Below are 20,600 nucleotides of genomic sequence, written 5' to 3'. Positions count from 1 at the left end.
AGGGCGGGCATTGTAGCGCTGCGGGGGAGGGAGGTAAAGCTTTGCCCCTCACCCTAACCCTCTCCCCAAAGGGGCGAGGGGACTCAAACACCCTCTCCCCTTTGGGGAGAGGGCAGGGTGAGGGGGTGTTTATTTACGCAATCCTGCACGCATCCGCTTCCCAGCGATACCCCACGCCATACACCGCGCGGATAAACGACTGCTCGGCGTCCAGCGCCTCCAGCTTCCGGCGCAGGTTTTTAATGTGGCTGTCGATGGTGCGGTCGGTCACCACGCGGTAATCGTCGTACAGGTGGTTCAGCAGCTGTTCGCGGGAGAACACTTTTCCCGGTTCGTGGGAGAGGGTTTTCAGCAGGCGGAACTCCGCAGGCGTCAGGTCCAGCAGCTTGCTTCGCCAGCTCGCCTGGAAACGGCTTTCGTCGACAATCAGCGGGCTTTCGGCGTCCAGCACCTGAAGCTCGCGCTGCGGCCTGCAGCGGCGCAGAATGGTTTTAACGCGGGCGACCACTTCACGCGGGCTGTAGGGTTTGCAGATGTAATCGTCTGCGCCAATTTCGAGCCCCAGCAGGCGGTCAATCTCTTCAATTTTGGCGGTGACCATGACGATGGGCACCTCGGAGAAGCGGCGAATTTCACGGCACAGGGTTAGGCCATCGGTACCGGGGAGCATCAGATCCAACAGGATCAGGTCCGGCGGCGTCTGACGCACGTACGGCAGCACCTGGTCGCCGTGGCTGATCAGTGACGGGGCGTAGCTGGCCGCGCGTAAATAGTCGATCAGTAACTGCCCCAGCTTGGGCTCGTCTTCGACAATCAAAATGCGCGGCGTGTTTTCGTCAATCGGTAACTCGGTCATGCTTCCCTCGATAAATCCCGTTCCAGAGGTAACTCTACTGTAATGCTAACCCCGCCAAAAGGCGAATGGGCGGCGCGAATGGTGCCATTATGCGCCTCGACGATGTTAACGCAAATCGCCAGCCCCAGGCCGGAACCGCCGCTGGCGCGGTTGCGTGAGCCTTCGGTGCGGTAAAAACGCTCGAACAGTTTTTCCAGTTGCGCGTCCTGCACGCCGGGGGCGGAATCCGCGAAGGTAAGGGCAAAGCGTCCATTTTCCTGCCTGCCAGAGATATGCAGCCCGCCGCCGCTGTCGGTGTAGCGCAGGCTATTTTCCAGCAGGTTGTTGAACAGTTGCATCAGCCGGTCTTTGTCGCCAAATACCACTGCGCTGTCCGGCAGGGAGAGGTCGATTTTCAGGTTGCGGCTGGCAAACCGTTCCCGGAAGGCGCCGCTGGCAACTTCGAGCACGTTAATCACATCGACGGGGGCCTTCTGGTAGGCCAGCGCCCCTTCGTCGGACATGGAGAGCTGGTGGAGATCGTCCACCAGCTTGGTGAGCGTGCCCACCTCCGCCTGCAAAGAGGCCACCGATTCTGGCGTAAACTGGCGTACGCCGTCCTGAATGGCCTCCAGCTCGCCGCGCAGCACCGCCAGCGGGGTGCGCAGCTCGTGGGAAATATCGGCCATAAAGTCGCGGCGCATCTGCTGGTTCTTCTCCAGCGTGCTGGCGAGCTGGTTAAAGTCCTGCGCCAGCTTGCCCAGTTCGTCCTGGCTGCGGGTATCGACGCGGGTGGTGAAATCCCCGGCGGCCAGCTTGTGCGTGCCCTCCACCAGCCGTTTCACCGGGGCGAGCAGACCGCGCGCCAGCGGGAAGGTGGCGAGCGCGGCGAGCAGGGTGGAGAGGGCGACAATCAGCCAGCTGGTCCGGCGCTGCTGTCGGTCAAAGTTGATGTCGGTGTTGCGCGTCAGGCGCTCCACCGGGGAGGCGATAACCCAGCCGACGGTGGCGTTATTGACTTTGATCGCCCGGCGAGTGCCGTCCGGCGGGATGGGCGAACGCGGGCCAACCAGCGTGCGCATGTCCTGGTCAATCACCCAGAACTGGGTGCGCCAGCCGTGCGGCGGCATGCCTGGCCCCGGGCGATCGTCGCCGGTATCGTGCTCCAGCGAACGCAGGATCTGGAAAATAAAGCGGTCGTTATTGCGCAGAAAGCGCCAGTTACCGTGCTGGGCGTACTGTTCGCTCAGCGCATCGCTTAAGCCCTGTAAACGCTGCTCGTTACCATGCTTGATGTAATCAATAAAGCCGCGCTCGAAGCTGACCCGTACCGCCCAGTGCATGGTGATCAGCAGGACGATACAGGTAGCAAAAATTGCCAAAAAGAGCTTGCCGGTAATGCCCGGACGCCAGAATTTCATGATCCACTCCTTTTGCCGCGCCTAATCACGACGTTCTTGCTGGTATCATCCGGCACTCTGGCGAAGATGAAAGCGGGCAGGGCGATGATGACCGCCATGCTGAGCCAGGTGTATAAAAAGACCTGATGCGCCACGGGCGTGTCGATGCTGAGATGGTGCTGGCCGTACATGCCGAGCAGCAGCCCCGCGATGGTCACCCCGACGCTCATGGAGAGCTGCATAATCATCGACAGCAGGCTGTTGCCGCTGCTCGCCAGTTCGTCCGGCAGGTCCTTCAGCGTCAGGGTATTCATTGACGAGAAACGCATGGAGTTGACGATCCCCTGACAGAACAGCACCAGCGGCAGAACGTAATACCAGCCCATCAGCGCCGTGGCCATAAACAGCAGGCTCACCAGCGCCAGCCCCAGCGTGGCGGTCACCAGCACGTGGCGGTAGCCAAAGCGGTTCACCACCTGCACCACGATGCGCTTCATCCCCATGCTGCCGAGCACCATCGGGATCATCATCAGGCCCGCGTGGAACGGCGAAAAGCCCATACCAATTTGCAGAAACACGGGCGTCATAAACGGCAGCATGCCGCTGCCGATACGTCCGGCGAAGCTGCCGAACAGACCAAGGCGGTAGGTAGGGTTTTTAAACAAGTTCAGGCTGAAGAGCGCCTTATCGTTACCGCTGGCGTGCCACAGATACCACAGTATGGCGGTAACGCCGAGCGCGATCAGCAGCCCGAGCGTCAGGGGCGAAATACCCAATCCTTTTTGTCCGTCGAGCGCCAGAGTAAGCGTTGCCATGCCCGCCGCCAGCAGGATAAAGCCAAAGAAGTCGAAGCGGCGGGTCTGCATTTTGTAGTTCGGCATCAGCGTCAGGGTGGCGATGGCGCCGATGATGCCAACAGGAAGATTGATTAAGAAGATCCAGTGCCAGGAGGCGTACTCCACCAGAATGCCGCCGAGCGCCGGGCCCAGCAGCGGCCCCACCTGACCGGGCAGGGTCACAAAGGTCATCGCCGCCATGTACTGCTCGCGCGGCACAATCTTCATCACCGTTAAGCGCCCTACGGGCACCATCATCGCCCCGCCAACGCCCTGCAGCACCCGCGCCATCACCAGCTGGTCGAGGGTGTTGGCTTGGGCGCAAAACAGCGAGCCGGTGGTAAACAGCACGATGGCGGTAAAGAAGATATTCCGCACCCCCACTTTATCGGCCAGCCAGCCGCTGGCAGGCAGCAGCACGGCGACCGTCAGCACGTAGGAGACGATTACCATATGCATATGCAGCGGGCTCTCCCCCAGGCTTTTCGCCATGGAGGGGAGGGCGGTGTTGACGATGGTCGTATCCAGCGACTGCATAAAGAAGCCGAAGGCGACTATCCATAACTGCCAGCGAACGTTAGCGGGGAGATCGGTCATTTACTCGGTCACCGTGGTTCTGTTTTTACGCGAGAAGCGCAGCCGCAGGCGGTCGAAGAACAGATAGACCACCGGCGTGGTGTACAGCGTCAGCAGCTGGCTCATCACCAGGCCGCCGACAATGGTGATCCCCAGCGGCTGGCGCAGCTCGGAGCCATCACCACCGGAGATCACCAGCGGCAGCGCGCCAAACAGCGCCGCCAGCGTGGTCATCATAATCGGGCGAAAACGCAGCAGGCAGGCCTGGAAGATCGCCTCCTCCGGCGACAGGCTGCCGTTGCGCTGGGCGTCCAGCGCGAAGTCCACCATCATGATGGCGTTTTTCTTCACGATGCCGATCAACAGCATGATCCCGATGAGCGCGATGAGGCTGAACGGCGCGCCGAACAGCTCCAGCGCCAGCAGCGCCCCCACGCCCGCTGACGGCAGCGTCGAGAGGATGGTCAGCGGGTGAACGTAGCTTTCGTACAGCACGCCCAGCACAATATAGACCGTGGCGATGGCCGCCAGAATCAAAATCACCTGCGAGTTCATCGTCTCCTGGAACACCTGCGCGGTCCCGGCAAAGCTGCCGCGCACGGTGGACGGCACGCCAAGCTGCGTCATCGCGCGGTTGATTGCGTCGCTGGCCTCAGAAAGCGACGAACCGGCGGGGAGGTTAAAGGAGATGGTCGACGCCGCTGACAGCCCCTGGTGGTTCACAGACAGCGGCGCGTTGGCCGGCCGCCAGCTGGCAAAGTAGGAGAGCGGTATCGCCTTGCCGTCGCTGTTAATCACAAACATTTTGTCCAGGGCGCTGATGTCCTGGGTGTAGCGCGGATCAACTTCCATCACCACCTTGTACTGGTTCATCGGCTGGTAGATGGTAGAGATCTCGCGCTGGCCGAAGGCGTTGTTCAGCAGGCTGTTGGCGGCTTCAACGTTAATGCCCAGCCGTGACATGGTTTCGCGGTCGTAGGTGAGCGCCATCTCCGCGCCGTTGTCCTGCTGATCGGAGTTCACGTCCGCCAGTTGGGGCAGGGCGGCCAGCGCCTTGCGGATCTTCGGCTCCCACTCGCGCAGGGCGGCTAAATCGTCCGAGAGCAACGTGTACTGATAGCTGGCGTTAGCCTGGCGCCCACCGACGCGGATATCCTGAACGGCCATCAAAAACAGGTTTGCCCCCGGCTCTTTGGCGAGTTTAACCCTAAGACGGTCAATCACCTGCTGGGCGGTTTCGCTGCGCTCGCCGCGGGGTTTCAGGGTAATAAACATCATCCCGCTGTTGACGCGCGAGCCGCCGGTAAAGCCGGTGACGTTATCCACCGCCGGATCTTCACGAATGATCTTCATAAAGTCCTGCAGCTTGCCGCGCATCGCCTGGAATGAAATGCTCTGGTCCGCCTGAATGCCGCCCATCAGCACGCCAGTGTCCTGCTCCGGGAAGAAGGTTTTCGGGATGGTGATATACATCCAGACGTTAAGCCCAATGGTGGCGATCAGTACCAGGCCGACCAGCCGCGTATGGTTCAGCACCCACTTCAGCGATTTGCCGTAGCCTTCCTGCATCGCCATCAGAAAACGACCAAAGCCTTTGCGGCGCGGCTGCGAATGGGGCTTGCTGCGCTTGAGCATCCAGCCGCACATCATCGGCGTGAGCGTCAGGGAAATCACCAGTGAAATCCCGATGGCGACGGAAAGGGTGACGGCAAATTCCCTCAGCAGCCGGCCCGGCAGCCCGCCCATCAGCAGCAGCGGCAGGAACACCGCCACCAGCGACAGGCTCATGGAGAGCACCGTAAAGCCCACCTCGCGCGTGCCCTGCAGCGCAGCCTGCAGCGGCTTCACGCCCGCTTCCAGGTGGCGGGAAATGTTTTCCAGCACCACGATGGCGTCATCCACCACGAAGCCCGTGGCAATCGTCAGGGCCATCAGCGACAGGTTGTTAAGGCTAAACCCGCACAGGTACATGGCGGCAAAGGTGCCGATCAGCGAAACCGGCACCGCCACTGCCGGGATCAGCGTCGCGCGGCCGGAGCGCAGGAACAGGAAGACCACCAGGATCACCAGCGCGACGGAGATAATCAGCGTTTGCTCCACCTCCTCAAGCGAGGCGCGAATGGTCGGGGAGCGATCCTGGGCAATCTGCAGATCGATTGCCGCCGGGATCGTCTCCTGCAGTTCCGGCAGACGGGCGCGGATGCTGTTCACCGTCTCGATAATGTTCGCTTCCGGCAGCTTGCGGATCATCAGCAGGATCGCCGGTTTCGCGTTGGTCATCCCGGCGTTGCGCACATCCTGCACCGAGTCGGTGACGCTGGCGACGTCGCTCAGGCGCACCGCCGCGCCGTTGTTGTAGTGAATGATCAGCGGCTGGTACTCGGCTGCGGTTTTCAGCTCGTCGTTGGTCTGGAGCTGCCAGCGGTGGCTGCCGTCCTCAATTGCCCCCTGAGGCCTGCGCACGTTGGCGTTGCTGATGGCGGAACGCACATCGTCCAGCGACACGCCCTGGTTGAACAGCGCCTGCGGGTTTAAGCCCACGCGCACGGCGGGCAAAGAACTGCCGCCGACGCTTACGTCACCGACGCCATTAATTTGTGAGATTGTCTGCGCCAGCTGGGTAGACGCAAAGTCGTAAAGCTGACCCTGCGAGTACGTATCCGAGGTCAGAGTCAGGATCATGATTGGCGCATCGGACGGGTTGGCCTTGCGGTAGGTCGGACGGCTCGGCATCCCGCTCGGCAGCAGGCTTTGTGCGGCGTTGATGGCCGCCTGCACGTCGCGCGCCGCACCGTTAATATCCCGGTCGAAGCTGAACTCCAGAATGATGCGTGTGCTGCCGAGCGAGCTGCTGGAGGTCATCTCGTTGACCCCTGCAATCCGCCCGAGCGAACGCTCCAGCGGGGTGGCGACCGATGACGCCATGGTTTCCGGTGACGCACCCGGCAGCGAGGCGCTGACCATGATCACCGGGAAATCCACCTGCGGCAGCGGGGCAACAGGCAGCAGGCGGAAGCCCAGCACGCCGCAGAGAGTAATGGCGAGCGCGATTAAAATCGTCGCCACCGGGCGATAAATGAAGAGGGCGAAAAGCTTCACTTATGCCTCCTCTTCACGCTTCGGGAAGCGGCTTTTGGTCCACAGCGCCAGGCGGTCAAACAGCAGGTAGATCACCGGCGTGGTAAAGAGCGTTAGCACCTGGCTCACCAGCAGACCGCCGACAATGCCGATACCCAGCGGGCGGCGCAGCTCCGCGCCGACGCCGGTGCTGAGCATCAGCGGCAACGCGCCCAGCAGGGCGGCCAGTGTGGTCATCAGGATCGGACGAAAACGCAGCAGGCAGGCCTGGAAGATGGCATCGCGCGGCGACATGCCCTGCTCGCGCTCGGCGGCCAGGGCGAAGTCGATCATCATGATGGCGTTTTTCTTCACGATGCCGATCAGCAGGATGATGCCGATGATGGCAATGACGTCCAGCTCGCTGCCCGCCAGCATTAATGCCAGCAGTGCGCCCACGCCCGCCGTCGGCAGGGTAGAGAGGATGGTGATCGGGTGGATAAAGCTCTCGTACAGCACGCCGAGCACGATGTACATCGCCACGACCGCAGCCACGATCAGCCAGATGGTGTTGCCCAGCGCGGCCTGGAACGCCAGCGTGCTGCCCTGGAACTGGGTCTGAATGTCGGACGGGAAGCTGAGCGCTTTTTCAGCAGCCTGGATGGCCTCCACCGCTTCGCCGAGAGAATAACTGTCCGACACGTTGAAGGAAATGGTGGTGGACGGGAACTGATCCAGATGATTAATCGACAGCGGGGTATAGCGCTCCTCCACCGTGGCGATGGCGCTAAGGGGCACAATGCCGCCGTCTTTGCTGGTCAGGCGCACCGAGTCCAACGCGGCCAGGCCGGGCGTGTTCTCCGTGTTGTGCTCCAGCACCACGCGGTACTGATTCGCCTGGGTGTAGATGGTGGAGATCAGGCGCTGACCGAAGGCGTTGTACAGGGCATTGTCCACATCAGACATGGTGATGCCCAGACGGCTGGCGGTGTCGCGGTTGACGTTCACGTACGCCGCCAGCCCCTTGTCCTGCCAGTCGCTGCTGACGTCGGCGAGCTGCGGCAGGGTGTTCAGTTTTTCCACCAGCTGCGGTACCCAGGTGCTGAGGGCATCCAGCGTGGTGGCCTGCAGCGTGAACTGGTACTGCGTGCGGCTGACCTGGGTATCAATGGTCAAATCCTGAACAGGCTGCAGATAAAGCTCAACGCCCGGCACGCGGGCCACGGCGTTTTGCAGCCGCTCAATGACTGCGTTCACGCGGTCGTCGCGCTCATCCAGCGGCTTGAGGTTGATCTGCAGACGCGCGCTGTTGAGCGACGGGTTGGTGCCGTCCACGCCGACGTAGGCCGTCAGGCTCTCTACAGCCGGATCCTTCATGATGATTTCAGACACCTGCTGCTGGCGCTGCGCCATGTTCGCGAAGGAGACCGACTGCGGGGCCTGAAGCGTGCCCTGAATAATGCCGTTGTCCTGGATCGGGAAGAAACCTTTCGGAATGAAAATCCACAGAATCACGCTGAGTGCCAGCGTGCCCAGCGCTACGCCGAGCGTCGCCCACGGATGGTTGAGGACTTTCGCCAGCACGCGACCGTAGGCGGCAATAATCCCCTCGAACATCCGCTCGGAGGCGCGCGAGAAGCGGTTTTGCTTGCGCAGGGATTCATGACTCAGCATGCGGGCGCACATCATCGGCGTCAGGGTCAGCGACACCACGGCGGAGATCAAAATGGCGACCGCCAGCGTCACGGCAAACTCGCGGAACAGCCGCCCGACGATATCGCCCATAAACAGCAGTGGGATCAGCACCGCAATCAGCGAGAAGGTCAGCGAGATAATGGTAAAGCCGATTTCCCCTGCGCCTTTCAGCGCGGCGGCCAGCGGCTTTTCGCCTTTCTCGATATAGCGCGAGATGTTCTCGATAACGACGATAGCATCGTCCACTACGAACCCGGTGGCAATCGTCAGCGCCATCAGCGTCAGGTTGTTAATCGAAAAGTCGAGGAACACCATCACCGCAAAGGTCCCGACCAGCGAGAGCGGCACGGCGACGGCGGGAATAATGGTTGCCGGGACGTTGCGCAGGAACAGGTAGATGATCATGACGACCAGCGCAATCGCCAGCATCAGCTCGAACTGGGTGTCGGTGACCGAGGCACGAATGTTGGTGGTGCGGTCGGACAGGACCTTCACGCTGACCGATTTCGGCAGGCTTTCAATCAGCTGCGGCAGCATGCTGCGAATGCTGTCGGCGGTTTCGATGATGTTGGCGCCCGGCTGGCGCTGCACGTTCATCACGATCGCCTGCTGCTTGTTCGCCCACGCGCCGAGCCAGCTGTTTTCTGCCCCTTGTTCCACGGTGGCGATGTCGCCCAGGCGGATCGGCGCGCCGTTCTGGTAGGCCACAATCAGCTGACGGTATTCGTCGGCGGACTGCATCTGGTCGTTCGCCGAGAGGGTGACCGCACGGGTCGGGCCGTCCAGCGAGCCTTTTGCCGAGTTGACGTTGGCGCTGCTGATGGCGCTGCGGATGGTTTCGCTGGTCAGCCCCAGCGCGGCAATCGCCTGCGCGTTAAGCTTCACGCGCACGGCGGGGCGCTGACCGCCCGCCAGCGTGACGAGGCCGACGCCGGAGACCTGCGAAATTTTCTGCGCCACGCGCGTTTCGACCATGTCTTCGACCTGGGTCATCGGCATGGCGGAGGAGGTAACGGCAAGCGTCATGATCGGCGGATCCGCCGGGTTGACCTTGCTGTAGACCGGCGGGTTAGGCAGGTCGGACGGCAGCAGGTTGGTGGCGGCGTTAATCGCGGCCTGCACCTCCTGTTCGGCGACGTCCAGCGACAGCGTCAGCTGGAACTGCAGCGTCACGACGGATGCCCCGCCGGAACTCTGGGAGGACATCTGTTTTAGCCCTGACATCTGACCAAACTGGCGCTCCAGCGGGGCGGTAATGGCGGACGTCACGACGTCCGGGCTGGCGCCAGGATACAGCGTCACCACCTGGATGGTGGGATAATCCACTTCCGGCAGCGCCGACACGGGCAGGAAGCGGTAGCCAATGATCCCGGCCAGCAGGATCGCCACCATTAACAGCGTGGTGGCGACAGGGCGGAGGATGAACAGGCGTGATGGCCCACCTGTAGAGCTCGGGGGCATAACCTGCATCAGGAGGTCGCTCCCTGTTTCGCAGGTTCAACCACTTCTACTTTCGCGCCTTCGGTCAGGCGGTCGATGCCGTCGGTGACCACGCGGTCGCCGGCGGAGAGCCCGGCGCTGATGACCACCGTCTGGCTGTCCTGAATCCCGGTTTTCACCAGATGCTTGCTGACTTTGTTGTCGCTGTTCAGCACCCAGACGAAGCTACCTTCGTTACCCATCTGCAGCGCTGCGGTGGGGATCACCACCGCGTTCTCTTCGGTCGCGACCAGCATTCGCGCGTTGACGAACTGGTTCGGGAAGAGGGCGTCGTCCTGGTTGTTAAAGCGCGCCTTCAGCTTGATGGTGCCGGTGGTGGTGTCGATCTGGTTATCCAGGCTAAGCAGTGAACCCTCGCTCAGCTTCTGCTTGTTGGCGCGGTCCCAGGCTTCCACTACCAGGCCTTTACCGGCTTTTTGCGCCTGAATGACGGTCGCGATATCGCTTTCCGGCAGGGTAAAGACTAAATCAATCGGGTGGGTTTGGGTGATCACCACGATGCCCGTGGTGTCGCCGCTGGAGATCTGGTTGCCGATATCGACCTGCTTCAGGCCCACGCGACCGTCAATCGGCGCGGTGATGCGGCTCCAGTCCAGCTGCAGCTGCGCGCTGGCGACGGCAGCCTCGTCGGCTTTGATGGTGCCCTGCGTTTCGCTGACCAGCGACTGCTGGGTGTCCAGCTCCTGACGCGATACCAGATTGGTTTTCACCAGCTGCTGGTAGCGCGCTAAATCGCGCCGGGCGTTGGCGAGAGTAGCCTTGTCTTTCGCGAGCTGTCCCTGCGCCTGGGCGAGGGCGACCTTAAACTGGCTGGGGTCGATTTCCGCCAGCAGATCGCCGGCTTTGACCTGCTGACCTTCCTGGAAGTGGATCGCGATGAGCTGACCGTCCACGCGGCTGCGCACCGTGGCGGTATTCGCGGCGGTAATGGTTCCGAGCCCCGTCAGATAACGCGGAACGGCTTTGCTCACCGCCGTCGCCGCCTGAACCGGCGCCAGCGCACCGCCGCGCATGCCGTGACGGCCGCCGCCAGCCGGGCGCTGCGCCTGACTGCTGGCACCGGCGGGGGCTGCGGAATTTGCGGATTGGCTGTGCCAGTACCAGGCGGCGGCAAGGGCCACCACAATGATGCCAGCGGCGATTGCCCAGCGGGATTTGTTACTGCCTTTCATCGTTATACGTTCTCATCCTGAAACACTTCGGGGAATGATACTAGTTTAGTCAGCTAACACAGCGGAAAAATGGAGGAAATATGGAAGACTGTCAGGAATGGTCTGAATGGAGGTAAACGCACAACGGCAACATTCGTTGCCGTTTTTGGTGTTTCTCCCTCTCCCTGTAGGCTGAGGGATCCCCACAAAATAATGTTTGCATGGACGACCCCCTCTCCCTTGAGGGAGAGGGCCGGTGTGAGGGCACCAGACCGCACCGCAACCGCACTAGCTAAACATCACCTGCGCCCAGCGCGCCAGCCCTGCGGTAACGGAGCCAAAGTCATCCCCACCGGCAATCGGAATGCCCGGCAACTGTTCCGCCAGCGCTTTCTTGATCAGCGGCGAACGGGCGCTCCCCCCGGTCAGGTAAATGACGTCCGGCTTCTCTTTGCCGTTCTCCAGCGCCAGTTGCACCTGCTCCAGAATGCGCTGCAGCGGCTGGGCAAGCGCCGTTTCCAGCCCCTCCTGCGAAATCGAGGTGGCCAGCTCCTCGCTGATAAACGGCAAGGACACCGCATGTTCAGCACGATCCGAAAGGGCGATTTTGCTCTCTTCCGCAGTACGCACCACGCGGTAGCTCAGGCGCTGACGCCACACTTTATAGAGCAGGGCGACTTTTTCGGCATCCTGCGCGTCGCGCACCAGATCGTTGAGGAAGCGACCGTTCGCGGTACTGTAAAAATCACTCTGCGCCGGGACGTCGTTGATGGCAATCGCGTTCCACCACGGCAGTATTGGCAGGGCAATCCCTTTTTCCGTTTGACCGCCCATGCCGAGCAGCGGCATCAGGCTCTTGAATGCCAGGGCGATATCCAGATCGTTGCCGCCTACGCGGCAGCCGCTGTGCCCGAGCAGGCTGTTTTCACGATCGCGACGGGTATGCCACTGCGGCCCCATCAGCAGCAGCGAGCAGTCGGTGGTTCCCCCGCCGATGTCCACTACCAGCACGCGCTTCTCTTCAGCCAGCGTGGCTTCAAAGTCCAGCCCCGCGGCAACCGGTTCATACTGGAACACCACGTCGCGGAAGCCTGCCCGGTGCGCCGCGCGTTCAAGGATCCCTTGCGCCTGCTGGTTGGCATCGTCGCCGCCCAGCCCCTGGAAGTTGATCGGTCGGCCAATCACCGCCTGGGTAATCGCATCGGAGACCTGCGTCTGCGCCTGATTGCGAATATGCAGCATCATCGCGCACACCAGGTCTTCAAACATCGCCACCTGCTGCGGCTTCAGGCCGCTGGCGCCGAGGAAGGACTTCGGTGACTTAACAAAGTAGACCTCTTCCGGGTCTTCAACATAGTGACCGAGCGAGGAGAGGCCGAACTGCACGCTGGAGGGCGTAACGTCGATGTCCTCCTCGCGGTTAAAGCTGACCGCACGGCGCAGCAGCGCCTGGGTTTCCGCTGCCGTAGCAGGTACCTGATGGTGGCGGAACAGCCATTCGCTTACCGCCTCACGCGTCGGCGCGCAGAGCATTGACGGCAGCAGCGTGCTCTCTTTTTCCATTTTCAGGAGCTGCGGCTGTCCGTTTTGCATGATCGCAACCGAGCAGTTTGCCGTACCGTAGTCAAATCCAATAAACACGATTAATCCCCATGCCGGTGAGAAGGGGCGAGACTTTAGCGGAATGCCTGTCCGCCGACAACAGGAATATGAAAGCAAGGCAAAACAGGGGCTTTCCGTTTATGCTGATAACAATAAAAAAGGAGCAGCGATGTATACCCTGACCTGGCAACCCCCTTACGACTGGCAGTGGATGTTTGGCTTTCTCGGCGCGCGTGCGGTGACGGGCATTGAAACCGTCACGCACGACTACTATGAGCGCAGTTTTGCCTGCGACGGCCATCAGGGGATATTTCGCGTGACGCCGGAGATCGCCACCCATACGCTGACCGTGACGCTCAGCCCGGGGTTAGTTCCGGTTGCGCAGACGTGTCTTGAACGCATCGCACGCCTGTTCGACCTTGCCTGCAACCCGCAGCAGGTCGCGGATACGCTGGGGGATCTCGGCGCTGCCCGGCCCGGCTTGCGTTTGCCGGGGGCGATGGATGCGTATGAGCAGGGCGTCCGGGCGATCCTCGGGCAACTGGTGAGCGTGGCGATGGCGGCGAAACTGGCTTCCCGCGTGGTCGCCCTGTGCGGGGAGCCGGTGAAGGATGCACCGGGTTATGTCTGCTTTCCCTCCCCGGAAGCGCTGGCCTCAGCCGATCCTTTAGCGCTCAAAGCGCTCGGGATGCCGGTAAAACGCGCGGAGTCGCTGATTCATCTGGCGCAGTCGGTCGTCGACGGGGCGTTTCCGCTGACGCCGCCTGAGGACGTTGAGGCAAGTATGAAGGCGCTACAGCAGCGGCCGGGCATCGGGCGCTGGACGGCAAATTACCTGGCCCTGCGTGGCTGGCAGGCGAAAGATGTGTTTCTTCCGGATGATTATCTGATTAAGCAACGCTTCGCCGGGATGACGCCCGCGCAGATTCGGCGTTACGCCGAGCGCTGGCAGCCGTGGCGCTCCTACGCGCTGCTGCACATCTGGTATACCGACGGCTGGAAGCCGTCAGTTGATGGCGAAATAGCTGGTGTTGAGCAGTAGATCCAGCGGCTGCGGCTCGGCGATGGTGTCGCCATAGATAAAATCAATGCCGATGCCGGAAAGCGTATCCATCATGATGGGCTGGTTACAGGGGCCAGCAATGGTTTTCATCCCCAGACGCTGTGCGTGGCCCTGAACGATGGTCACCATCATCTCATCCATCAGATTGCCATACACGTTGCTCACCACCTCGGCGTCCAGCATCAGATAATCGGCCATGTTCGGGCTCAGGTGGGAGAAGACGTTCATGTCGCGCCCTATCTGGCTGAAGATCACCCGGCAGCCCGCCTGGCGAAGCTTTTGTAACCCTCGCTGCAGATTCTCATCCGGGTTACACACCGCGTCGGCTGCGATGACCAGATGCAGCAGACGGCCCGGCATAGGGCTGTTTTCGAGCAGGTCGAGAAGTTCATCGACAAGTGTCACGCTGGCTAAACCGGCCGCAGAAAGCGGCAGAGCTATCCCCATCCCTTTACGGGCAACCTGTGCAGCAGAGGTGCGGAAAAACTCACCAAAGATTCGTCTGTCGAGGGCGTGCAGCAGCTCAGGCTCCGCGAGGCCAGAACGGAAGGCGTGCTCCTCCTGGACTTCACCCTGGCTGGTCCACAAGCGTAGCGAAATCAGCCAGAAATTACAGCTTTCCGGTATGCGCGGGGAGGCGACGCTGCGGGCGATCATCATCAGGTGATTGTCTTTAATCATGTGCCACTGTTCGTCCAGCGACATCATGCTGCGCGCGCTCAGATCCCGCTCCTGCTGCGGTTCGTATACCGTCACGATGCCGCGACCGCTGTTCTTCGAGGCATAACAGGCAATATCCGCCTGCGACATCACCTCTGACGCCAGGTGGTTATGTTCATCAATCAGCGTAATACCCGCGCTGGCCCCAATCCGGTGCAGGCGGCCTTCCCACATAAAGTGATAGTCATTGATGGTATGGATCAGGCGACCGGTGATATAGCGCGCGCTCTCAATATTGCAGTCCGGCAGCAGCAGCCCAAACTCGTCGCCGCCCAGGCGCGCCAGCACGTCGCTGGAGCGAAGCAGGGTTAGCATCATGGAGGAAAGTTCCCGCAGCAGGGCATCTCCCGCCGCATGGCCTGCGGTATCATTGACGGCTTTGAAGCGGTCCAGATCGATGAAGACCAGCGCATGACGCTGACGCGTCTCACGAACGGTTTGCAGAAGTCGTTTGAGATGGTTTTCGAAGCTGACCCGGTTTGCCAGGTGGGTGAGGGCATCGTGCGACGCGCTGTAGCTCAGCTGACGCAGCATTTTGCGCGACTCGGTCACGTCCTGAATAACGATAACCGAGCCAATACTGTGCCCATCAAGGGTGCTGAGTGGCGTAATGCTGTAGTGGATATCAAACGATCCGCCTGTGCGGCAGTTCAGCACCACGTCCTGGTCGATATCGGAGCGTGAAATATCGCCGCTGTGAATGTTCTCCATCAACTGTCCCCGTTCTCCGAAGGTGATGTGTAACACCTTCAGGATCGGCTGGCCGATGGCCTCGGTCTGCAGCCAGCCACTCATCTTCTCGGCGACAGGGTTCATAAAGGTGACGTTCATGTCGATATCGGTGCAGAGCACCGCTTCGCCGATGGAGTCGAGCGTGATGTGCAGACGTTCTTTTTCCTGGAACAGCGCTTCGTTAAGCTCCTTCACCTCGGTCATGTCCATGTTGATGCCGAGTAAACGTTCCACTTCACCCTCTTTATTCAGCACCCGATTTGCCAGGGAGCGAATATGGCGTACGCCTTCCTTCACGCGGATACGGAATTCAAGCTTAAACGGCAGACGAGAGACCAGAGAATCCCGCAGCACCTGCTCCGCATGGGCGCGATCCTCTGGCAACATTCTGTCGTGCCAGAGTTGCCAGGTGGGCTTGATGTGCGGCGGAATTTCATACAGCTCAAACATCCGCTTATCCCAGCTGATGATGTCAGGCTGCAGATCCCACTCCCAGATGCCGATGCCGCCCGCTTCGTTGGCCAGCGTAATGCGCTCCATCAGACGCTTGTTGACCCACTCGGTCTGCTTCAGGTCGTTAATGTCTTCAATCTGGGCAATAAAATAGAGCGGTGAGCCGTCGGCATGGCGCACGACGGAGACGGCCAGAAGCGCCCAGACGACTTCCCCGTTGCGCGTGTAATAGCGCTTTTCGAGGGTGTAGGTGTTGATCTCGCCGTTGACCAGTTGCTCCAGCTGTTCCAGGTCGGTATGCAAATCTTCCGGCCAGGTCAACTGCTGGAAGGTGAGCGACTGTAGCTCGGTCTGACTGTAACCGAGGAAGTTGCACAGTGCCTTGTTAGCCTGAAGCCACTGGCCCTCTATGCTGACTAACGCCATACCGATGGCGGAATACTCCATCGCATTGCGAAAGCGCTCTTCGCTTTCGGTGATGTGTTTGCGCTCGGCACGGAAGGCATACATCACCATGGTCATCACGTTAGCGGGAAGGAGCAGCATCAGGAACGGCAGCCACGGCGCGTTCATCATCGGCCCGGCATGTTGGGTGGTCAGCGCCGAAGGGTTATGGGCAATCATCAGTGAAACGACCATCACGGTAACCAGAAACACCATGAACGCTTCCATCCGCGGCAAGCGCACGGCGCTCCACATAAGCAATACGATCACGCAGGTAAAGGGCCACGGCAGCCAGGTGATGGCAGCCCAACTGAGGGCCAGCGTCACGGCCATGGTAACCAGCGTTTCGAGCAGTAATCGCGGGTCACGGTGACGGAGCAGGTAATGGGATTTAAACAGCAGTCCAAGAGGCACCAGCGCCAGCGCACCGATGGATTCGGACAACACCCAAACGATGAAATTACGCAGCGGCTCAGGGCCGGGGACCAGAAACGTCACCAGAATACCGCCCACCAGCGGCGGCACCAGCGCGCTGCCAATGGCCAGGCGGATCCAGTCGTTTAAATTTTGCAGCGGGTTATACCACGGAAGCAGCTTGCGCAGTAATACGGCGCCGATGACGGCCTCGATAACGTTTATTGCGGTGTAGGTGAGGTTTATCGATGCCCAGGAGAACAACATCCACGAGGCCAGAATATTGCCAAACGAACAGGCCAGGGCGATCCCGGGCCACATTTTTCCTGCATGGCGGTAAAACGCCACCATCATAATGGCGGTGGGAAACCAGAGCGGCGCCAGCAGGGTACCGAAGCGGGTAAGCTCCAGCGAAAATAAGGTAAAGATAAAGGTGACCAGGCCCAGACAGACAAGTCGCAATAAAGGATGTGGGGTGGTAACCAAAACCCGCTGGTATTGTTTATTCATTACCGCTTTATCCAGAGACGCCATGCCGTCAGGAGAGAAGTGCGCACGAGTGAATTTGATAATTTGGTTTATGCTAGTACAAACAATTTACAATTCATATGGCGGCTGCTCATAATTTGACATCATAGAGTTATTAAATAGTTACTCGCTAAAAAATTCCTGTTAAACGCTGAAAAAACGGCCACTTAAATTTCTCTCAGGGAGCAATGCGCCACTTTTCAGCCTGTCTCGCAGAACCTGCGCATTCGACTGGTATCACGCCCGCGAAATCCCTATAATTGCCGCGTTTGACGCTCCGGCGTCGTCCTTCCTTAACATCCAGGTTATTCAGGTCGCTAAATTTATGACTGATAAGTCTCATCAGTGCGTCATTATAGGCATCGCCGGCGCATCGGCTTCAGGTAAAAGTCTAATTGCCAGTACGCTTTATCGCGAACTGCGTGAACAAGTAGGTGATGAGCACATCGGCGTCATTCCCGAAGACAGCTATTACAAAGATCAATCCCATCTGTCGATGGAAGAGCGCGTAAAAACCAACTACGACCACCCGAATGCGATGGATCACAGTTTACTGTTCCAGCATTTAGAAGCCCTCAAGAGCGGCCAGGCTATTGAACTGCCCGTTTACAGTTACGTAGAACACACCCGCACCCAGGAAACGATCCGCATCGAGCCAAAGAAGGTTATTATCCTTGAAGGCATCCTGCTCCTGACCGACGCCCGCCTGCGCGAATCCATGAACTTCTCCATCTTCGTCGATACCCCGTTGGACATCTGCCTGATGCGCCGCATCAAGCGTGACGTTAACGAGCGCGGCCGTTCGATGGACTCCGTCATGGCGCAATACCAGAAAACGGTCCGTCCGATGTTCCTGCAGTTTATTGAACCATCCAAACAATACGCCGATATCATCGTCCCTCGCGGGGGCAAAAACCGCATTGCGATTGATATCTTAAAAGCGAAAATCAGTCAGTTTTTTGAATAAGCCGCGCTAATTGTGTACCGTTCAGAGATAACCTGGTTTTACCCTGAGTGTTTAAGGCCTCAGGGTACGATGCATGAAAGGAGAAAGTGCCATGCGTCTTTGCGATCGCGATATTGAAGCCTGGCTGGATGAAGGCCGTTTGTCTATTACCCCGCGTCCCCCGGTGGAGCGTATCAATGGGGTGACCGTTGATGTACGGTTGGGGAATAAATTCCGCACATTTAGTGGCCACACTGCGCCGTTCATCGACCTCAGCGGGCCGAAGGATGAAGTCAGCGCCGCGCTCGATCGCGTTATGAGTGATGAAATCGTCATTGACGAAGGCGAAGCTTTTTTTCTGCATCCAGGCGAACTGGCGCTGGCGGTGACGTATGAATCCGTGACCCTGCCTGCGGATCTCGTCGGCTGGCTTGATGGCCGTTCTTCTCTGGCCCGCCTGGGGCTAATGGTTCACGTCACCGCGCACCGTATCGACCCAGGCTGGTCCGGCCGTATCGTGCTGGAGTTCTTCAACGCCGGCAAACTGCCGCTGGCGCTGCGCCCCGGAATGATGATTGGTGCGTTAAGCTTTGAACCGCTGACCGGCCCGGCAGACAGGCCTTACAACCGCCGCCAGGACGCAAAATACCGCGACCAGCAGGGTGCGGTTGCCAGCCGTATTGATAAAGACTGATCGTTAGTCCACTGAGGATGCCATGAGAAGAGTTCTGACAACGCTGATGATTTTGCTGGTGGTGCTGGTTGCTGGCCTTTCGGCGTTGGTTCTGCTGGTTAACCCGAATGATTTCCGCGCTTATATGGTGCGGCAGGTCGAGGCACGCAGTGGTTACCAACTGAAGCTTGACGGGCCGCTGCGCTGGCACGTCTGGCCACAGCTCAGCATTCTCTCTGGCCGCATGTCGTTAACCGCACCGGGCGCCGCACAGCCGCTGGTCTCTGCGGACAACATGCGTCTTGACGTGGCGCTGATCCCGCTTATTTCCCATCAGCTGCAGGTTAACCAGGTGATGCTGAAGGGCGCGGTCATTCAGCTTACCCCGCAAACCGAAGCCGTGCGCGACGCGAATGCGCCGGTCGCGCCGCGCGAGAATACCTTACCGGATGAACCGTCCGATACGGGCTGGTCGTTTGATATAGGCAAACTGAAAGTTGCCGATAGCGTGCTGGTGTTCCAGCATGAGGATCAGGAGCAGGTCACCGTTCGCAACATCAACCTGCAGATGGAGCAGGATGAACACCATCTTGCGTCGCTGGAATTTAGCGGACGGGTGAATCGCGACCAGCGGGATCTGACCCTCTCGTTGAATGCAAATGTGAATGCGTCGGACTACCCGCATCAGCTCACGGCTGACATCCAGCAGCTTAACTGGCAGCTGACGGGGGCGGATCTCCCTACCCAGGGGATCGCCGGACAGGGGACGCTGCAGGCCGTATGGCGCGAAGAACAAAAACAGCTGGCGCTGGATAACCTCAATCTGCAGGCCAACGACAGCAGCCTGAAGGGGCAGGCGAGCGTCACGCTTGACGAAAAGCCGAAGTGGGTGCTGAACCTGCAGTTTGACAAGCTCAACCTGGAGAACATCCTGCCACCGCTGCCGGCAAGCGCAACGGACAGCGATGCGACCCAGACGGGGCAAAGCCAGTCACCGGTGTCGCGTCCGGTTATCTCGTCTAACCTTGAACAGCCTGACTATAACGTTTTGCGCGGCTTCACCGCCGATATTGCGCTGAAAGCCAACAGCGTGCGCTGGCGCGGCATTGATTTTACCGACGTGAGCGGCAAGATGTTCAACCACAACGGGTTGCTGGCGATCTCCGAACTGAGCGGCAAAATGGGGGCAGGGCATCTTTCGCTGCCAGGAACGCTGGACGTGCGTAAGGACGTTGCCAGCGCTGAATTCCAGCCGCGCCTCGACAACGTTGAGATTGGCAGCATCCTCAAAGCCTTTAACTATCCGATATCCCTGACGGGGCAGTTAACGCTGGCGGGGGATTTCTCAGGCACCAAAATTGATGCCAACGCCTTCCGCCGGGAGTGGCAGGGTGAAGCGCACGTTGACCTGAAAGATTCCCGTATGGAGGGGCTCAACTTCCAGCAGCTTGTCCAGCAGGCGGTGGAGCGCAGCAGCGATGTTAAAGCGCAGGAAAACTACGACAGCGCAACGCGCCTCGACAGCTTCACCACGGATCTGACGCTGGATAACGGGATACTGACCCTTGCCGGGATGCAGGGAACCTCGTCCATGTTGTCGTTAACCGGAGAAGGCTCGCTGGATCTGGTCAAAGAGACGGCGGACACGCGCTTTAACGTCCGGGTACTTTCCGGCTGGCAGGGCGAAAGCAAGCTGATTGATTTCCTTAAAGAGACACCGGTTCCGCTTAGCGTATACGGCAAATGGCAGGCGCTGAACTACAGCCTTCAGGTGGATCAGATCCTGCGTAAGCATCTGCAGGATGAAGCGAAGCGTCGGCTTAACAGCTGGGCGGATCGTAATAAAGATTCCCAGAATGGCAAGGATGTGAAGAAGCTGCTGGATAAGCTTTGAGGTTCGTGGTGCCGGGTGGCGGCTACGCCTTACCCGGCTGCCAGTGCGGCCTGATGCGCTCACCCCAGCCCTCTCCCACGG

Annotated in this window: 12 protein-coding genes; 4 read left to right on the top strand and 8 right to left on the bottom strand. The window is 59.8% G+C overall.

What is annotated here, in order from left to right:
• Positions 1 to 133: 133 nt before the first annotated feature.
• The 7 genes from baeR to yegD form a co-directional block, all read right to left on the bottom strand.
• Positions 134 to 856: an envelope stress response regulator BaeR gene (gene baeR, locus ACR42C_RS15015; RefSeq protein WP_163330208.1), complete on the bottom strand. Its 723-nt coding sequence runs from the start codon at positions 854 to 856 to the stop codon at positions 134 to 136.
• A complete protein-coding gene (baeS, locus tag ACR42C_RS15010; RefSeq protein ID WP_116338768.1) occupies positions 853 to 2,256 on the bottom strand; it encodes an envelope stress sensor histidine kinase BaeS in 1,404 nt (467 codons plus the stop codon). Before baeS ends, baeR begins: the two co-directional genes overlap by 4 nt.
• Entirely contained in the window at positions 2,253 to 3,668 is a 1,416-nt protein-coding gene (gene mdtD / locus ACR42C_RS15005; RefSeq protein ID WP_479984274.1) for a multidrug transporter subunit MdtD, read from the bottom strand. Before mdtD ends, baeS begins: the two co-directional genes overlap by 4 nt.
• Complete coding sequence (gene mdtC, locus ACR42C_RS15000; RefSeq protein WP_233002603.1) at positions 3,669 to 6,746, bottom strand: multidrug efflux RND transporter permease subunit MdtC; 3,078 nt, start codon at positions 6,744 to 6,746, stop codon at positions 3,669 to 3,671.
• Positions 6,747 to 9,869: an MdtB/MuxB family multidrug efflux RND transporter permease subunit gene (locus ACR42C_RS14995; RefSeq protein ID WP_479984273.1), complete on the bottom strand. Its 3,123-nt coding sequence runs from the start codon at positions 9,867 to 9,869 to the stop codon at positions 6,747 to 6,749.
• Positions 9,869 to 11,071, bottom strand: coding sequence for an MdtA/MuxA family multidrug efflux RND transporter periplasmic adaptor subunit (locus tag ACR42C_RS14990; RefSeq protein ID WP_479984272.1), 1,203 nt, complete (start codon positions 11,069 to 11,071; stop codon positions 9,869 to 9,871). The genes ACR42C_RS14995 and ACR42C_RS14990 overlap by 1 nt, the downstream gene beginning before the upstream one ends.
• A gap of 267 nt (positions 11,072 to 11,338) precedes the next feature.
• The gene (gene yegD / locus ACR42C_RS14985) at positions 11,339 to 12,691 is read right to left on the bottom strand and encodes a molecular chaperone (protein WP_116338777.1); all 1,353 of its coding nucleotides are present in this window, start codon (positions 12,689 to 12,691) and stop codon (positions 11,339 to 11,341) included.
• 130 nt (positions 12,692 to 12,821) lie between these two features.
• Between yegD and alkA the strand changes: the two genes are divergently transcribed.
• On the top strand, positions 12,822 to 13,694 hold the full coding sequence (gene alkA, locus ACR42C_RS14980; RefSeq protein WP_320721160.1) for a DNA-3-methyladenine glycosylase 2: 873 nt from the start codon (positions 12,822 to 12,824) through the stop codon (positions 13,692 to 13,694).
• Here the strand turns inward: alkA and ACR42C_RS14975 are convergent.
• Positions 13,659 to 16,988, bottom strand: coding sequence for a diguanylate cyclase (locus ACR42C_RS14975; protein WP_233002606.1), 3,330 nt, complete (start codon positions 16,986 to 16,988; stop codon positions 13,659 to 13,661). The two genes, alkA and ACR42C_RS14975, sit on opposite strands and share 36 nt — an antisense overlap.
• A 343-nt stretch (positions 16,989 to 17,331) precedes the next feature.
• Between ACR42C_RS14975 and udk the strand changes: the two genes are divergently transcribed.
• The 3 genes from udk (at position 17,332) to asmA (ending at position 20,519) form a co-directional block, all read left to right on the top strand.
• Positions 17,332 to 17,973: a uridine kinase gene (gene udk / locus ACR42C_RS14970; RefSeq protein ID WP_008500855.1), complete on the top strand. Its 642-nt coding sequence runs from the start codon at positions 17,332 to 17,334 to the stop codon at positions 17,971 to 17,973.
• A gap of 91 nt (positions 17,974 to 18,064) precedes the next feature.
• Positions 18,065 to 18,646 (top strand): dCTP deaminase, encoded by a 582-nt coding sequence (gene dcd / locus ACR42C_RS14965; RefSeq protein WP_479985202.1) that lies wholly within the window; start codon positions 18,065 to 18,067, stop codon positions 18,644 to 18,646.
• A 22-nt stretch (positions 18,647 to 18,668) separates the two neighbouring features.
• Entirely contained in the window at positions 18,669 to 20,519 is a 1,851-nt protein-coding gene (asmA, locus tag ACR42C_RS14960; RefSeq protein ID WP_116338782.1) for an outer membrane assembly protein AsmA, read from the top strand.
• The last annotated feature ends 81 nt before the right edge of the window (positions 20,520 to 20,600 follow it).

It is taken from the genome of Enterobacter sp. MG-EB028, from assembly GCF_056673305.1.
This window is presented reverse-complemented; position numbering and strand designations above follow the sequence as displayed.